Genomic DNA, 13,898 nt, shown 5'->3' on the forward strand with positions numbered 1-13,898 from the left:
CCTCTACAAAAGCAACATTTCGGTCATACTGTTCTCATCGTGGTCGTGGAGAGGCGCCGCGCGGGGGTGGGCGCCTCTCCACGACCATGCTCGAGCCGGTGCGGATCGGCTCCGCCGGCCGTCCCTCGCCACCAGGTCAACCACAGCGGACGGCGCGGGCTCCGTCGCGTCGCAGCGTGGCGGTGTCGGCGCGTGTCACCGACATCGCGAACCAGCGCGGGCCCTCGGTGTAGCTGCCCTCCTCGAAGCACGACTCGAGCTGGGCCAGGTAGTGGTCCCGATCGGCGCGGGAGTCGAAGGCCAAGAACACCACCCGGTCCTCGAACGCACTGCGGTTCTGGCACAGCCCGACCCAGTAGGGCCGGCTGTCCTCGATGACGCGCATGCGGCCGCCGCACAACCGCTGGTCGAGCGAGGCGACGACGGCGCGACGCCCGGAGCCGGGGTCGAGGTCCTTGGCCACGCCGGCCCGGCCGCACCCGGTGGCCAGGCACGGCACCAGGATCAGCGACACGAGGGCACGAGAGCCACGGCGTCGCTCGGGACGATCGGACACCACCCCATCGTCACCCAGGGCGGATGTGACCTGTGATGCGTGAGCACTTTGTCCATTCCTGGGACTGCGGCGAAGATCCTGCCTAGATTCCTGCCTCGTGACCGTCCGGCTCCTCGCCCTGCTGACCAGGGGAGTGCTCGTCGCGGTCCTGCTGGCGCTGACGGCCCAGGCGCACGCGGGCGCCGCGACCACGGGTCCGGTCCGGATCCTGCTCAGCGGTGACTCGATCACCCAGGGCTTCGACGGCGACTACACGTGGCGCTACCGGCTCTGGCAGGAGTTCCAGGCCCAGGGCGTGCCGGTCGACTTCGTCGGCTCGCGCAGCCTGCCGTACGTCGCAGCGGGCTTCAGCACCTCGCACTACCTCGACCCGCACTTCGACACCGACCACTTCGCCTTCGGCGGTGCCCGGCTGGCGTGGCTGGCCACCCAGATCCAGGCCGAGGTGGCCACGCAGCAGCCCGACGTCGTGGTCGTCGCCGCCGGGGTCAACGACCTGCGCTACGGCGACACCCCGGCCCAGACCGCCGATGCGCTGCGGGCCTACGTCGCCGGCGTGCGCGCGGCGAAGCCCGACACCCAGATCATCGTCTCGCCGGTGCTCGGCGCGTTCATCCGCGGCGTGCCGGGACTACCGGCCGCGATCACCGCCTACGACGCCATGCTGCCCGCCTTGGTGCAGGAGCTCTCGACGCCGCTGTCGCCGGTGACGCTGGCCGACACCACCGCGGGCTGGTCCCCGGTCACGGACTCCTACTACTACCTCCACCCGAACCCGACCGGCGAGACCCTCATCGCCCAGCACATCGCCGAGGCGCTCCAGCAGATTGGCGTGCTGCCCCAGGTCGGCCAGATCTACCGCCCCGTGGTCTGGCATCGCGACCTGACGGCCGTGGTCCGGGTGCGCCACCACCGGGTCAAGATCTCCTGGGACCGCGAGTCGCTGACCGGCGTACGGATCTGGCTCAGCCGCGTCGGCGGCCCTCGCGCCCGGTTCCAGCCCGGCCGGTTCCGCGCCGGTCACCGGACGCTGCGACTGCCCGCGGGTCGCTACGAGGTGCGGCTGGTGGCCATTCGGCACGCGATGGTCTCGCCGCTCGGCCCGGCGACCCGGTTCCGCGTTTCGTGATCGGCGGGCCCGGTCATCTAGCATGTCGGCCCGTGAAGCGGGTCGTGCGCGGAGGCATCGGGGTCGCCGTGCTGGCGACCGCGGCGTTCTCGGTGACGGTGGCCGGCGTCGACGGGTCGGCCCACCAGGAGCCGCAGCGCGTCGCCTCGACGTCCGTGCCGCACCACCCCAAGCTGCGCGTGCTGATGGCCGGGGACTCGATCACCCAGGGCTTCAACGGCGACTACACCTGGCGGTTCCGGCTCTGGCAGGAGTTCCGCCGCCAGCACGTGCCGGTCAACTTCGTCGGCAGCCGGCACCTGCCCTTCGTGCAGGAGGGCTTCGACACCTCCTCCTACGCCGACCCCCACTTCGACACCGACCACTTCGCCATCACCGGCACCATGCTCAGCTCGCTGGCCGCGCGGATCCGGGGCGAGGTCACCCGCGAGCGCCCGGACGTGCTGGTGCTCGAGGCCGGAGTCAACGACCTGCTCCACGGGCGCACGCCGGAGCAGACCGACCAGGCGCTGCGCGAGGCGATCACCCAGGCGCGGGCCGCGGCGCCGGACCTGAAGATCGTCGTCCTGCCGGTACTGGGAGTGCAGCGCAGCCGGCCGGTCGACATCCACGAGCAGATCCGGGCCTACGACGCGCTGCTGCGCGCCACGGTGAGCGAGCTCTCGACCACGACCTCGCCGGTGGTCATCGCCCACACCCGCGACGGGTGGGACGTCGAGCGCGACACCTACGCCGGCCTGCACCCGAACCCGACGGGCGAGGCCCTGATCGCCGGTCACGTGGCCGAGGCGCTGGTCAGCCTCGGCGTGCTCACCGAGGAGCCGGGCAGCGCCCCCGACGACGTGTGGCGGCGCAACCTGGAGGCGGTCGTGGCCGACGAGGGCGGCCGGGCGGTCGTCACCTGGGACACCCAGGCCCTCACCGGTGCCCGGCTGCGCTGGCGTGAGGCGGGCGGCGTGTGGCGGGTCGTGCCGCGCGACGTCGCCGACGGTCACTTCGAGACCCGGCTGCTCGCAGCCGGGACGTACGAGTTCCAGCTGCAGGCCGTGCGCAAGCGGATGATCTCGCCCTACGGGCCGACCACCACGCTGACCGTCCCCTGATCCGGCCCGGATCCGTCCCCTGATCGCGCCGGGTCGGGGAGACTGCGGGGGTGACCTCCCGTTCGGTGCTGACCGCCGCCGCTGTGGTGCTGGCCGGTCTCGCGGTGCTCGGGATGGTGCTGCTCGGCGCCAGCCTGCTCCACCACGACGACGCGCGGCCCCGCGCGGCGACCGCGACCGCCTCGTCCTCGGCCAGTGCACTTCCCACCCGCGCGCTGGGCGAGACCTCCGCCCCGGCCACCGCGACGCCCACCCCGGTGCTGCCCAGTGCCCAGGACATGAAGAACTTCCTCGTGCAGTACCTCGACACCGCCACCGCCGACCAGGCCTCGGCCTGGCAGGCGCTCACCCCGGCGTTCCAGGCCGCCAGCGGCGGGTTCGGCTCCTATCGGGCGTTCTGGGGCGACATCACCCGCGCCGACCCCAGCGACATCACCGTCTCGCCCGTCGACGGCGTCGTCGCCTACCGGGTCACCTACACCCACCGCGACGGCCGCGTCACGACCGACGCCACCCGGCTGCGGCTGGTCCAGGCCGACGGGGTCCTCAAGATCGACGCCGAGGCGCGCTAGTGTCCCTCAGCCCGCCACCTGGGCACGGGTGGGCACCCAGGGCTCGACGAGCAGCCGCATCCCGGCCTCCTCGGGGGTGCGATTGGCCTTGCGGCCGTTGCAACCGCCGCAGGCGGTCACGGTGTTGAGCCAGGTCGACCCGCCGCCGCGCGAGATGGGGACGACGTGGTCGAGGGTGTGGCCGGGGCCGCCGCAGTAGGCGCACCGGTGCCGGTCACGACGCAGCACCGAGCTGCGGCCGTAGACGGCCGGGCGGTGCATCCAGCTGGTCACGACGTAGCGGACCAGGCGCACCACCTTGGGCCAGCGATGGGGCCCGATCATCCGGTCGTCGAGAGCCTCCTCGACCACCGCGACCTCGCGGAACAGCATCTTGACCGCGTGCTTGAAGGAGACCTGGTGCAGCCGCTCGTAGGAGGCGTTGAGCACGATGACGGTGGTCATGGCCACCACCTCCGCCCTGCCCATGGCCGACCCGCGGTCCGGCTCGGTCCCAGCATGGCAGACGGTTACAGTGCAGCAGCGTCACGTCGAGTGAAATTCACGTCGCGCAGGTGCAGGAGGTGCAGTGTCCGTCGACTCCGCGACGTCGCGCGTCTGGACGGTGCCCAATCTGCTCAGCGCTCTGCGGCTGTTCGGCGTGCCCGTGTTCTTGTGGCTGGTGCTGGGTCCCGAGCTCGACGGGCTCGCGCTGGTGGTGCTGATGCTCTCGGGCATCACCGACTACCTTGACGGCTTCTTGGCCCGCAAGCTGGGCCAGACCTCGCGGCTGGGGGAGATCCTCGACCCGGTGGCCGACCGGCTCTACATCCTGGCCGTGGTGGTCGGGCTGGGCTGGCGCGAGATCATCCCCTGGTGGATGGTGCTGGTGCTGCCGGCCCGCGACGCGTTCTTGTGGTGCCTGGTGCCGTTCCTGCGCACCCGCGGCTACTCCGCGCTGCCGGTGCACTTCCTGGGCAAGGCGGCCACCTTCAACCTGCTCTACGCGTTCCCGCTGCTGCTGCTCGGCGACGGCAGCGGCGTGATGGCACTGCTGGCGGAGGTCTTCGGGTGGGCCTTCGCCATCTGGGGCATCGGGCTCTACTGGTGGGCCGGTCTGCTCTACGCCTGGCAGGTGCGACGGCTGCTGGCCGACCGGAGCAGACGGGCTCCCGGTGTCGTCGCCCGCTGACCGCGACCGCGAGCAGGCCGGCGAGCAGCAGGAGCGGATCAGCCAGGGCCTGATCGCCTACCTCTCGGGCCACGCGATGGACGAGGACTACGGCTGGATCACCCGCAACCAGCCGGCCACCGGCGGTCGCGGCGCCCGGGTGGCGGCCACCGTGACCCTGGCGGCGTTCGGGCTCCTCGTGCTCACCGCGGCGACCCAGACCAGCCGCAGCGCGGTCACCGTCGCCGACGAGCGGACCCAGCTGATCGAGCAGATCACCGCCCGACGGCAGAGCCTCGACTCCCGGATCGACACCGCCCGACGGCTCACCGAGCAGAACCAGGTCCTGACGCGCGCGGCGGGCACCACGGCCAGCGCGGCACTGCTGGCGCGCGTCGAGCGCCTGGCCCTGCTCACCGGGCAGAGCGCGGCCCACGGGCGCGGCGTCACCGTCGTCGCCGACGACGCCGCGAACGCCGACTCCGATCGCGAGCGGGTGCTCGACAAGGACCTGCAGCGGCTGGTGAACGCGCTGTGGGAGGCCGGTGCCGAGGCGATCAGCATCAACGGGCAGCGGCTGACCAACCTCAGCCCGATCCGGCAGGCCGGCACGGCGATCAACGTCAACTTCATCCCGCTCCGCCCGCCCTACCGGCTGCTGGTGCTCGGCGACCCCGACCGGCTGCCGTCGCGGTTCGCCGCGACCACCGACGGGGCGGCATGGTTTGATCTCGAACGCGAGGTCGGGCTGCGGCTGAGCATCACCAAGGCGACGAGACTGTCGCTGCCGGCGGCGGGGGAGCAGACGCTGCGCTACGCCCAGCCGGCCACGCAGAAGCAGGGAGGGGCGTCGTGATCGCGGTCGTGGGTCTGGTGGTCGGCATCGTGCTCGGGCTGGTGCTCAAGCCAGACGTGCCGCTGTGGCTCGAGCCCTACCTGCCGATCGCCGTCGTGGCCGCCCTCGACGCCGTCTTCGGCGCGCTGCGCGCGTTCCTCGATGGGATCTTCAACGACAAGGTCTTCGTCATCTCCTTCGTCAGCAACGTCGTGATCGCCGCGCTCATCGTCTTCGTGGGCGACAAGCTCGGCGTCGGCGCGCAGCTGTCCACCGGCGTCATCGTCGTGCTGGGGATCCGGATCTTCTCCAACGTCGCCGCGATCCGGCGCCACATCTTCCATGCCTGAGAGATTCGGCGCTGAGAATCTCGGCGCCGAGAGATCCGACGCCAACAGATTCGACGCCGGGAAGGCCGACTCCCGCGCGCGGCTGCTGGCCACCCTGCGCCACCCCTCGCGCGGCCAGGCGGTCGGCGGCGTGCTGCTGGGGCTGCTCGGGTTCGCGATGGTCACCCAGGTGCAGTCCAACGAGCGCGACGACACCTACGCGGGGTTGCGCACCTCCGACCTGGTCCAGGTGCTCAACGGTCTCAACGCCCAGTCCCGCCGCGCCGACAGCGAGATCGCCGGACTCGAGCGCACCCGGCGTCAGCTCACCGATCAGACCCAGGCCCGGCAGGCGGCCGTCGACCGCGCCAAGGACCAGGCCCAGACCCTGGGCATCCTGGCCGGCACGCTGCCCGCCGAGGGACCGGGCATCCGGATCACCGTGAACGACCCGGAGGGCAAGGTCAGCCTGAACAACCTGCTCGACGCGGTGGAGGAGCTGCGGGCGGCCGGTGCCGAGGCGATGGAGTTCGACGACTCGGTGCGGGTGATCGCGCAGACCTCCTTCGAGCAGGACGACTCCGGGCTGCTGGTGGACGGGCACCAGGTCGACCCGCCGTACGTCATCGACGTCATCGGCGACCCGTCCACCCTGTCCAGCGCGCTCAACTTCCCGCTCGGCTTCAGCTACGACGTCAAGGCCAACGACGGGTCGGTCAAGGTCGACAAGCCGACGACCGTCAAGGTCTCCTCCACCGTCCCGGCCACCGCGCCGACGGACGCCACCTCGGGGCAGTAGCGTGTCGCCGGTGATCCCAGAGGACCTGAAGTACACCGCCGAGCACGAGTGGGTGCGCCAGCCCGGTCAGCAGGAGGGTTCGGTGCGGGTCGGCATCACCGACTACGCCCAGGACCAGCTCGGCGACATCGTCTACGTCCAGCTGCCCGAGGTGGGCACCACGGTCGCGGCCGGCGACTCCGTGGGCGAGCTGGAGTCGACCAAGTCGGTCAGCGAGATCTACGCCCCGGTCGGCGGCGAGGTCGTCGCCCGCAACGAGTCGCTCGACGCGACCCCCGAGCTGGTCAACTCCGAGCCCTACGCGGAGGGCTGGCTGTTCGAGGTCGTGCCGTCGGACTCCAGCGAGCTCGACGCGCTCCTCGACGACGCCACGTACTCGGCCGGTCTCGACGGCTGAGGGTCCAGGACCCGGACCCGGCGTGGCGGCCGCCGCGACTTGATAGGTTCGCCCTCTCAACCTCCACTGGCGGTTGAAGGGCCGGACACCCGGCAGCACCCATCTTCGGCAAGCAGGAGGACCGAGTCGATGCCGTTCTGCACCCAATGCGGACACGAGAACCCCGGCGAGGCCCGCTTCTGCTCTCAGTGCGGCTCGCGCCTGGAGCCGGCCACGACCGCCCCGGCGCCGGCCGTGCCGGTCGAGGAGCCCGACGCCGCCGACAGCTCGGCGACGATCACCTTCGGGCTCGGCGGGGGCAGCGCCACCCCGGCGCCCGCTCCGGAGACCGAGGAGCACGCCGCGCTCGACGCCGATGAGGCCGCCGCGGTGGACGCGCTGCCCCAGGGCAGTGCGCTGCTGGTGGTCCAGCGCGGTCCGGGGGCCGGCAACCGCTTCCTCCTCGACCAGGACGTGGTGACCGCCGGGCGGCACCCCGAGTGGAGTTCCGTCGCACCGCCGAGGGCTACACGGTCAGCGACGTCGGCAGCCTCAACGGCACCTACGTGAACCGCGACCGCATCGACGAGAGCGCGTTGAGCAACGGCGACGAGGTGCAGATCGGCAAGTTCCGGCTCGTGTACTTCGCCGGCGACGAGTAACCGCGTCGTGGCGCCACGATGACCTCGGCAGCCCCCTCCCGCCGCAGCATCGGGGAGGCGCTCGCCCAGCTCAAGCAGGAGTTCCCGGACCAGGACATCAAGGAGTCCAAGATCCGGTTCCTGGAGTCCGAGGGCCTGGTGCACCCCGAGCGGACGCCGTCGGGCTACCGCAAGTACTCCGACTCCGACATGGACCGGCTGCGGTTCATCCTGCGGGCCCAGAAGGAGAACTACCTCCCGCTGCGGGTCATCAAGGAGCAGCTGCAGGCCCTCGACGAGGGGCGCGACCCGGCCGGACCGCGGGGGGCCGGCGTCGGGCCGGTGCTGCCGCGACTGGTCAACGCCGACGACGGCACGCCGACCCCGGACTCCTACGGCAGCAGCGCCGGCGACGATCGGATCTCGCGCCGCGAGCTGGTCAAGACCGCCGGCATCACCGACGAGCTGCTCACCGAGCTGGAGTCCTACGGCCTGGTGCGCCGGCGCACCGGCTCGCCGCACTACGACGGCGACGCCTTGGTGGTGGCCCGGACCGCCGGCGAGCTGGCCGCATTCGGCATCGAGCCGCGCCACCTGCGCTCGTTCAAGACCGCCGCCGATCGCGAGGTGGGCCTGGTCGAGCAGGTCGTGGCCCCCATCCGACGCAGCCGCGAGGAAGGCGCCGAGGGGCGCGCCGCGCAGTCGGTCAACGAGATCGCCGCGCTCTCGGTGCGGCTGCACGCCTCGCTGGTCAAGATCGGGCTGCGGTCGCTGCGGTAGAGCAGCGTAGGGTCGAGCCGTGCGTGAGGTCGAGGTCGTCGGGGTCCGGGTGGAGATGCCCAGCAACCAGCCGATCGTGCTGTTGCGGGAGTCCTCGGGGGAGCGCTACCTGCCGATCTGGATCGGTGCGGTGGAGGCCACCGCGATCGCCTTCGCCCAGCAGGGCGTGGTGCCGCCGCGGCCGCTGACCCACGACCTCCTCAAGGACGTCATCGACGCCACCGGCAACGACCTGGCCGAGATCCGGATCACCGAGGTCCACGAGGGCGTCTACTACGCCACCTTGGCCTTCGCCTCCGGGGTCGAGGTGAGCGCCCGTCCCTCGGACTCGATCGCGCTGGCGCTGCGCACCGGCACCCGGATCGTGTGCGCGGAAGACCTGCTGGAGACCAGCGGGCTGGCCGTGGGCAGCCTCGAGGAGAGCGACGAGGCCGGCGAGGGGAGCGGCTCGGGGGAGCCGATCAGCGAGGGCCAGCAGGAGGACGAGGTCGAGCGGTTCCGCGAGTTCTTGGACCAGGTGACGCCCGAGGACTTCGAGGAGGAGGGTCCCTCCACCTCGTGAGCAACCTCAACGTCAACTTGAGGGTGAAGGTTTCCGACACGCCGCGCGTCGTCTTTGCCAAGGGCGCGGAGGCGGCCGTACCGTCGTTGCTCGTGGTTCGACGAGGATCACGGGTGTAACTCCACGGTTGTGGTACGAAAGGCTGACTCATGGCGATGGGCAACGGCAAGGACCTCGAGACCTCCCAGGTCGACGGGGCCAGCCTCGAGGCGGCCAGCGCCGCCGAGCAGCAGGGTCTGCTGTTCAGCGACGACGTCTCGCCGCTGCCCGACGACCTCGGCTACCGCGGTCCCATGGCCTGCAACGCCGCCGGCATCACCTACCGCCAGCTCGACTACTGGGCGCGCACCGGACTGGTGGAGCCCACCGTCCGCGGGGCCACCGGGTCGGGCACTCAGCGGCTCTACTCCTTCCGCGACATCTTGCTGCTCAAGGTGATCAAGCGGCTGCTCGACGCCGGCATCTCGCTGCAGCAGATCCGTACCGCGGTGCAGCACCTGCGTCAGCGCGGCACCGACGACCTGACCCGCGTGACCTTGATGAGCGACGGCGCCAGCGTCTACGAGTGCACCTCCAACGACGAGGTCATCGACCTGCTCCAGGGCGGGCAGGGCGTCTTCGGCATCGCCATCGGCGGCGTCTGGCGCGAGATCGAGGGCTCGCTGGCCGAGCTGCCCAGCGAGCGCGCCGGCGAGGAGACCCCCGCCGACGACGAGCTCGCCGTGCGGCGGCGGGCCCGCAGCGCCGGTTGAGCTAGACTCGACGCTGCTGACGATCCCGCACGGGAGAGTCCCCACGCAGGTGGTGGGGCGCCGAAGGGGCAACACTCCCCGGAACCTCTCAGGCGCAAAGGACCGTGCTGGTCAGGCACCTCAGGAGCTCGCATCGACGCGGGTGACTGAAGGGGAGGCAACCGACCGCCACCCCCGGGAGCCTCGTTGTCCGACCACCTCACGCTCGATCAGCTCGGCGAGCAGTCCTTCGCGATCCGCCACATCGGCCCCGACGAGGCCCAGGTAGCGACCATGCTGCGCGCCGTCGGGCACGACTCGCTCGACGCACTGATGGCCGCGGCCGTGCCGGCCGGCATCCGCCAGGAGCTGCCGCTCGACCTCGGCGCCGCCCGTACCGAGGCCGAGGTGGCCGCCGAGCTGGCGGCCCTGGCCGCGCGCAACCGGCCGCTGGAGCCGATGATCGGGCTGGGCTACCACGGCACGCTCACGCCGCCGGTCATCCGGCGCAACGTGCTCGAGGACCCCTCCTGGTACACCGCCTACACGCCCTACCAGCCCGAGATCTCCCAGGGCCGGCTCGAGGCGCTGCTGAACTTCCAGACGATGGTCGCCGACCTCACCGGGCTGCCGACCGCCAACGCCTCGCTGCTGGACGAGGGCACCGCCGCGGCCGAGGCGATGACGCTCGTGCGGCGGGCGCGTCCCAAGGCCGCCGGCCCGTTCGTCGTCGACGCCGACGCGCTGCCCCAGACCATCGAGGTGGTGCGCACGCGCGCGGCCGCGATGGGCATCGAGGTCGTCGTGGCCGACCTGGCCGAGGGCCTGCCCGACGGCGAGGTGTGCGGGGCGCTGCTGCAGTACCCCGGCGCCTCCGGCCGCATCCTCGACCCGCGTGGGCTGGCCGAGGACGTCGCCGACCGCGGTGGTCTGCTCGTCGTGGCCGCCGACCTGCTCGCGCTCACGCTGCTGGAGTCGCCCGGCGAGCTCGGGGCCGACGTGGTGGTCGGCAGCACCCAGCGCTTCGGCGTCCCGCTGTTCTACGGAGGACCGCACGCCGCGTTCATGGCGGTGGCCCAGGGGCTCGAGCGTCACCTGCCCGGCCGGCTGGTCGGCGTCTCGGTCGACAACGCCGGGCACCAGGCGTACCGGCTCGCGCTGCAGACCCGCGAGCAGCACATCCGCCGCGACCGGGCCACCAGCAACATCTGCACCGCGCAGGTGCTGCTGGCCGTGACCGCCGCGATGTACGCGGTGTACCACGGTCCCGAGGGGCTCAAGGCGATCGCGCAGCGCACCCACCGGTGCGCCGCGGTGCTCGCCGCGGCCCTGCAGGAGAGCGACGTCGAGGTGGTGCACGGCGCGTTCTTCGACACCGTGCTCGCCCGGGTGCCCGGTCGCGCCGAGGCCGTCGTGGCGGCCGCCCGCGAGGCCGGGGCGCACCTGCGGCTGGTCGACGCCGACCACGTGGGCGTCTCGTGCTCCGAGCGCACCGACCTCGACGTCGTGGCCTCCGTCCTCGGCGCGTTCGGCGTGAGCGCCGCCGAGCTGCCCGAGATCGACGGCCGCACCCCCGACGCGCTGCCGACCGAGCTGCTGCGTCGCACGGCGTACCTCGACCACCCGGTGTTCAACACCCACCGCTCCGAGACCGCGATGCTGCGCTACCTGCGCCGGCTCTCGGCCCGCGACTACGCGCTGGACCGCGGCATGATCCCGCTGGGCTCGTGCACGATGAAGCTCAACGCCACCACGGAGATGGAGCCGATCAGCCTGCCCGGCTTCGCCGACCTCCACCCGTTCGCCCCTGCCGAGGACGCGGCGGGGTACCGGGAGCTGGTCACCCAGCTGGAGGGCTGGCTGGCCACGGTGACGGGCTACGACCAGGTCTCGATCCAGCCCAACGCCGGCTCGCAGGGCGAGCTGGCCGGCCTGATGGCGATCCGCGGCTACCACCGGGCGCGTGGCGAGGGGGCCCGCACCGTCTGCCTCATCCCGTCGTCGGCCCACGGCACCAACGCGGCGTCCGCGGTGATGGCCGGGATGCGCGTGGTGGTGGTGAAGGCGACCGACGAGGGTGCGGTCGACCTCGACGACCTGCGCGCGCAGTGCGAGACCCACCGCGACGACCTTGCCGCGATCATGGTCACCTACCCCTCCACGCACGGCGTCTACGAGGACGGCATCACCGAGCTGTGCCGGATCGTGCACGAGGCCGGTGGCCAGGTCTACGTCGACGGCGCCAACCTCAACGCGCTGCTCGGCTACGCCAAGCCCGGTGAGTTCGGCGGCGACGTCTCGCACCTGAACCTGCACAAGACCTTCTGCATCCCGCACGGCGGCGGCGGTCCCGGCGTCGGCCCGGTGGCGGTGCGCGAGCACCTGGCGGCGTACCTGCCCTCGCACCCGGTGCACCCCGACGCCGACCGTCGCGAGGGCATCGGCCCGATCAGCGCAGCCCCGTACGGTTCGGCCGGCATCCTGCCGATCTCGTGGGCCTACCTGCGGCTCATGGGCGGCGCCGGGCTCACCCGGGCCACCGCCGTGGCGGTGCTGGCCGCCAACTATGTCGCCGTGCGGCTGCGCGAGGCGTTCCCGGTGCTCTACACCGGCCACAACGGCCTGGTGGCGCACGAGTGCATCCTCGACCTGCGCGGGCTGACCAAGGCCACCGGCGTCAGCGTCGACGACGTCGCCAAGCGACTCATCGACTACGGCTTCCACGCCCCGACGATGAGCTTCCCGGTCGCCGGCACGCTCATGGTCGAGCCCACCGAGAGCGAGGACCTCGCCGAGCTGGACCGGTTCTGCGACGCGATGGTCGCGATCCGTGCCGAGATCGACCGGGTCGCCGCGGGGGAGTGGACTCCGGAGGAGTCGCCGCTGCGGGGCGCTCCCCACACCGCGGAGGCGGCGCTGTCGGGCACGCTGGGCTACGACGCGATGCTCGCCGCCTTCCCGGCCGGAGCCGACCCCGACAAGTACTGGCCGCCGGTGGGTCGCATCGACCAGGCCTACGGCGACCGCAACCTGTTCTGCGCCTGCCCGCCGGTGGAGGAGTTCGCGGCCGGATGAGCGCACCGGCCACGCTGCTGGGGCAGGCGCAGCGCGAGGGCCGGCTGCCGTCGATGGTCGGCGGCCTGGTGCGCGGCGGGGAGCTCGCCTGGTGCGGCGGCGTCGGCGAGGTGCCCGGACCGGTGAGCGACACCCAGTACCGGATCGGCTCGATCACCAAGACGCTCACCGCCGTGCTGCTGCTCCAGGCGCGCGAGGCCGGGCTGCTGCGGCTCGACGCGCCACTGTCGACGTACGTGCCCGAGGCGCCGTTCGGTGACCGGACGCTGCGTGGGGTGCTCTCGCACAGTGCCGGGCTGCCCGCGGAACCCGCCGGCGCGTGGTGGGAGCGCTACGGTCGCGGCGACTTCGCCTCGCTGGCGGTCGAGAACGCCGACCTCGCGCCGATGGCCGACGAGGGGGTCGAGTACCGCTACAGCAACCTGGGGTTCGGGTTGCTCGGCGAAGTGACCGCGCGCGTGCTCGGTGCCTCGTGGACGTCGTTGGTACAGACCCGGATCCTCGACCCGCTGGGGATGAGGCGCACGTCGTACGCACCGGTCGCGCCGCGGGCCCAGGGCTGGAGCGTCGCGCATCTGACTGGCGAGCTGTGTGCGGAGCCGGACTCCGACACCGGCGCGATGGCGCCGGCCGGGCAGCTGTGGAGCACGGTGGCCGACCTGGCGACGTACGCCGGGTTCGTGCTGCGCGGGCACCCCGACGTGTTGCCGCTCGCGGTGCTGCAGGAGGCCTCGACCGAGGTACTGCCGGGCTCCGGCTACGGGCTGGGGTTCCGGATCTCGCCGACCGGCCTGGTCGGCCACACCGGCACCATGCCCGGCTTCATGGCCTCGTTCTTCTGCGACCGCGCCGCCGGCACCGCCTACGTCGGCTTCGCCGACGCCACCACCGGCCAGCGTTCGCTGCCGCTGGCCACCGCGATGCTCGAGGCGCTGGCCGCGGGGGAGTCCCTCGACCCGCAGCCCGGCCGGGTGCCGTGGCGCCCCACGGCCGCCGTCCCCGCCGACGTCGCCGAGCTGCTGGGCCCGTGGTGCTGGGGCGAGCGGGCCTTCGAGCTCCGCTGGAACGACGAGCAGCTGGAGCTGGTCGAGCTGCGCGGCGACGTGGCCTACGAGGAGTACCACCTGCACGAGGGCCGCTGGACCGGCACCGACCGGACCGAGCTCGAGGTGGTGCGCGGTCCCGCAGGTACCGTCGAGCGGCTGGTCACCGAGACCTACGAGTTCACCCGGACCCCGTCCGGGCGGTGAGGCGGCGGGC

The 13,898-nt window shown here is 72.3% G+C and carries 17 protein-coding genes, 1 pseudogene and 1 riboswitch; of the genes and pseudogenes, 15 read left to right on the forward strand and 3 right to left on the reverse strand.

Annotated elements, in window-relative coordinates:
* Positions 1-136: 136 nt before the first annotated feature.
* Positions 137-556, reverse strand: coding sequence for a hypothetical protein (locus D9V37_RS12935; protein ID WP_147455941.1), 420 nt, complete (start codon positions 554-556; stop codon positions 137-139).
* 97 nt (positions 557-653) lie between these two features.
* Between D9V37_RS12935 and D9V37_RS12940 the strand changes: the two genes are divergently transcribed.
* From D9V37_RS12940 to D9V37_RS12950, 3 genes are read left to right on the forward strand one after another with little or no spacing between them, the layout of a single operon-like run.
* On the forward strand, positions 654-1,685 hold the full coding sequence (locus D9V37_RS12940) for a GDSL-type esterase/lipase family protein (RefSeq protein ID WP_158604468.1): 1,032 nt from the start codon (positions 654-656) through the stop codon (positions 1,683-1,685).
* Positions 1,686-1,717: 32 nt separating this feature from the next.
* Positions 1,718-2,788 (forward strand): SGNH/GDSL hydrolase family protein, encoded by a 1,071-nt coding sequence (locus D9V37_RS12945; protein WP_121806608.1) that lies wholly within the window; start codon positions 1,718-1,720, stop codon positions 2,786-2,788.
* Between the two features lie 50 nt (positions 2,789-2,838).
* Entirely contained in the window at positions 2,839-3,360 is a 522-nt protein-coding gene (locus D9V37_RS12950) for a hypothetical protein (protein WP_121806609.1), read from the forward strand.
* 6 nt (positions 3,361-3,366) lie between these two features.
* Here the strand turns inward: D9V37_RS12950 and D9V37_RS12955 are convergent, their stop codons facing one another.
* The gene (locus tag D9V37_RS12955; protein ID WP_121806763.1) at positions 3,367-3,804 is read right to left on the reverse strand and encodes an HNH endonuclease; all 438 of its coding nucleotides are present in this window, start codon (positions 3,802-3,804) and stop codon (positions 3,367-3,369) included.
* 124 nt (positions 3,805-3,928) lie between these two features.
* On the opposite strand from D9V37_RS12955, the gene D9V37_RS12960 reads away from it, so the two are divergent.
* The 6 genes and pseudogenes from D9V37_RS12960 to D9V37_RS21055 form a co-directional block, all read left to right on the forward strand.
* Complete coding sequence (locus tag D9V37_RS12960; protein WP_121806610.1) at positions 3,929-4,531, forward strand: CDP-alcohol phosphatidyltransferase family protein; 603 nt, start codon at positions 3,929-3,931, stop codon at positions 4,529-4,531.
* Complete coding sequence (locus D9V37_RS12965) at positions 4,515-5,366, forward strand: DUF881 domain-containing protein (protein ID WP_121806611.1); 852 nt, start codon at positions 4,515-4,517, stop codon at positions 5,364-5,366. Before D9V37_RS12960 ends, D9V37_RS12965 begins: the two co-directional genes overlap by 17 nt.
* Positions 5,363-5,695 (forward strand): small basic family protein, encoded by a 333-nt coding sequence (locus D9V37_RS12970; protein ID WP_121806612.1) that lies wholly within the window; start codon positions 5,363-5,365, stop codon positions 5,693-5,695. The genes D9V37_RS12965 and D9V37_RS12970 overlap by 4 nt, the downstream gene beginning before the upstream one ends.
* Positions 5,688-6,473 (forward strand): DUF881 domain-containing protein, encoded by a 786-nt coding sequence (locus D9V37_RS12975; protein WP_121806613.1) that lies wholly within the window; start codon positions 5,688-5,690, stop codon positions 6,471-6,473. The genes D9V37_RS12970 and D9V37_RS12975 overlap by 8 nt, the downstream gene beginning before the upstream one ends.
* 10 nt (positions 6,474-6,483) lie before the next feature.
* Positions 6,484-6,870, forward strand: coding sequence for a glycine cleavage system protein GcvH (gcvH, locus tag D9V37_RS12980; RefSeq protein ID WP_121806764.1), 387 nt, complete (start codon positions 6,484-6,486; stop codon positions 6,868-6,870).
* A gap of 129 nt (positions 6,871-6,999) precedes the next feature.
* A pseudogene (locus D9V37_RS21055) lies at positions 7,000-7,047 on the forward strand (hypothetical protein); the annotation flags it as partial.
* An 8-nt stretch (positions 7,048-7,055) separates the two neighbouring features.
* On the opposite strand, the gene D9V37_RS21060 reads toward D9V37_RS21055, so the two are convergent.
* The gene (locus tag D9V37_RS21060) at positions 7,056-7,301 is read right to left on the reverse strand and encodes a hypothetical protein (protein WP_456299572.1); all 246 of its coding nucleotides are present in this window, start codon (positions 7,299-7,301) and stop codon (positions 7,056-7,058) included.
* A 48-nt stretch (positions 7,302-7,349) separates the two neighbouring features.
* On the opposite strand from D9V37_RS21060, the gene D9V37_RS21065 reads away from it, so the two are divergent.
* The 6 genes from D9V37_RS21065 (at position 7,350) to D9V37_RS13010 (ending at position 13,888) form a co-directional block, all read left to right on the forward strand.
* Positions 7,350-7,511 carry an FHA domain-containing protein gene (locus tag D9V37_RS21065; RefSeq protein ID WP_456299570.1) on the forward strand — a complete coding sequence of 54 codons (162 nt, stop codon included), beginning with the start codon at positions 7,350-7,352 and terminating at the stop codon, positions 7,509-7,511.
* A gap of 18 nt (positions 7,512-7,529) precedes the next feature.
* Positions 7,530-8,270: a transcriptional regulator FtsR gene (gene ftsR, locus D9V37_RS12990; protein WP_121806614.1), complete on the forward strand. Its 741-nt coding sequence runs from the start codon at positions 7,530-7,532 to the stop codon at positions 8,268-8,270.
* A 19-nt stretch (positions 8,271-8,289) separates the two neighbouring features.
* On the forward strand, positions 8,290-8,832 hold the full coding sequence (locus tag D9V37_RS12995) for a bifunctional nuclease family protein (protein WP_121806615.1): 543 nt from the start codon (positions 8,290-8,292) through the stop codon (positions 8,830-8,832).
* 155 nt (positions 8,833-8,987) lie between these two features.
* Positions 8,988-9,584, forward strand: coding sequence for a MerR family transcriptional regulator (locus tag D9V37_RS13000; protein WP_121806765.1), 597 nt, complete (start codon positions 8,988-8,990; stop codon positions 9,582-9,584).
* Between the two features lie 20 nt (positions 9,585-9,604).
* Positions 9,605-9,699: riboswitch (glycine riboswitch) on the forward strand.
* A gap of 71 nt (positions 9,700-9,770) precedes the next feature.
* Positions 9,771-12,638 carry an aminomethyl-transferring glycine dehydrogenase gene (gcvP, locus tag D9V37_RS13005; RefSeq protein ID WP_121806616.1) on the forward strand — a complete coding sequence of 956 codons (2,868 nt, stop codon included), beginning with the start codon at positions 9,771-9,773 and terminating at the stop codon, positions 12,636-12,638.
* Complete coding sequence (locus D9V37_RS13010; protein ID WP_121806617.1) at positions 12,635-13,888, forward strand: serine hydrolase domain-containing protein; 1,254 nt, start codon at positions 12,635-12,637, stop codon at positions 13,886-13,888. The genes gcvP and D9V37_RS13010 overlap by 4 nt, the downstream gene beginning before the upstream one ends.
* Positions 13,889-13,898: the final 10 nt, after the last annotated feature.

Source organism: Nocardioides mangrovicus (genome assembly GCF_003674065.1).
GTDB lineage: Bacteria > Actinomycetota > Actinomycetes > Propionibacteriales > Nocardioidaceae > Marmoricola > Marmoricola mangrovicus.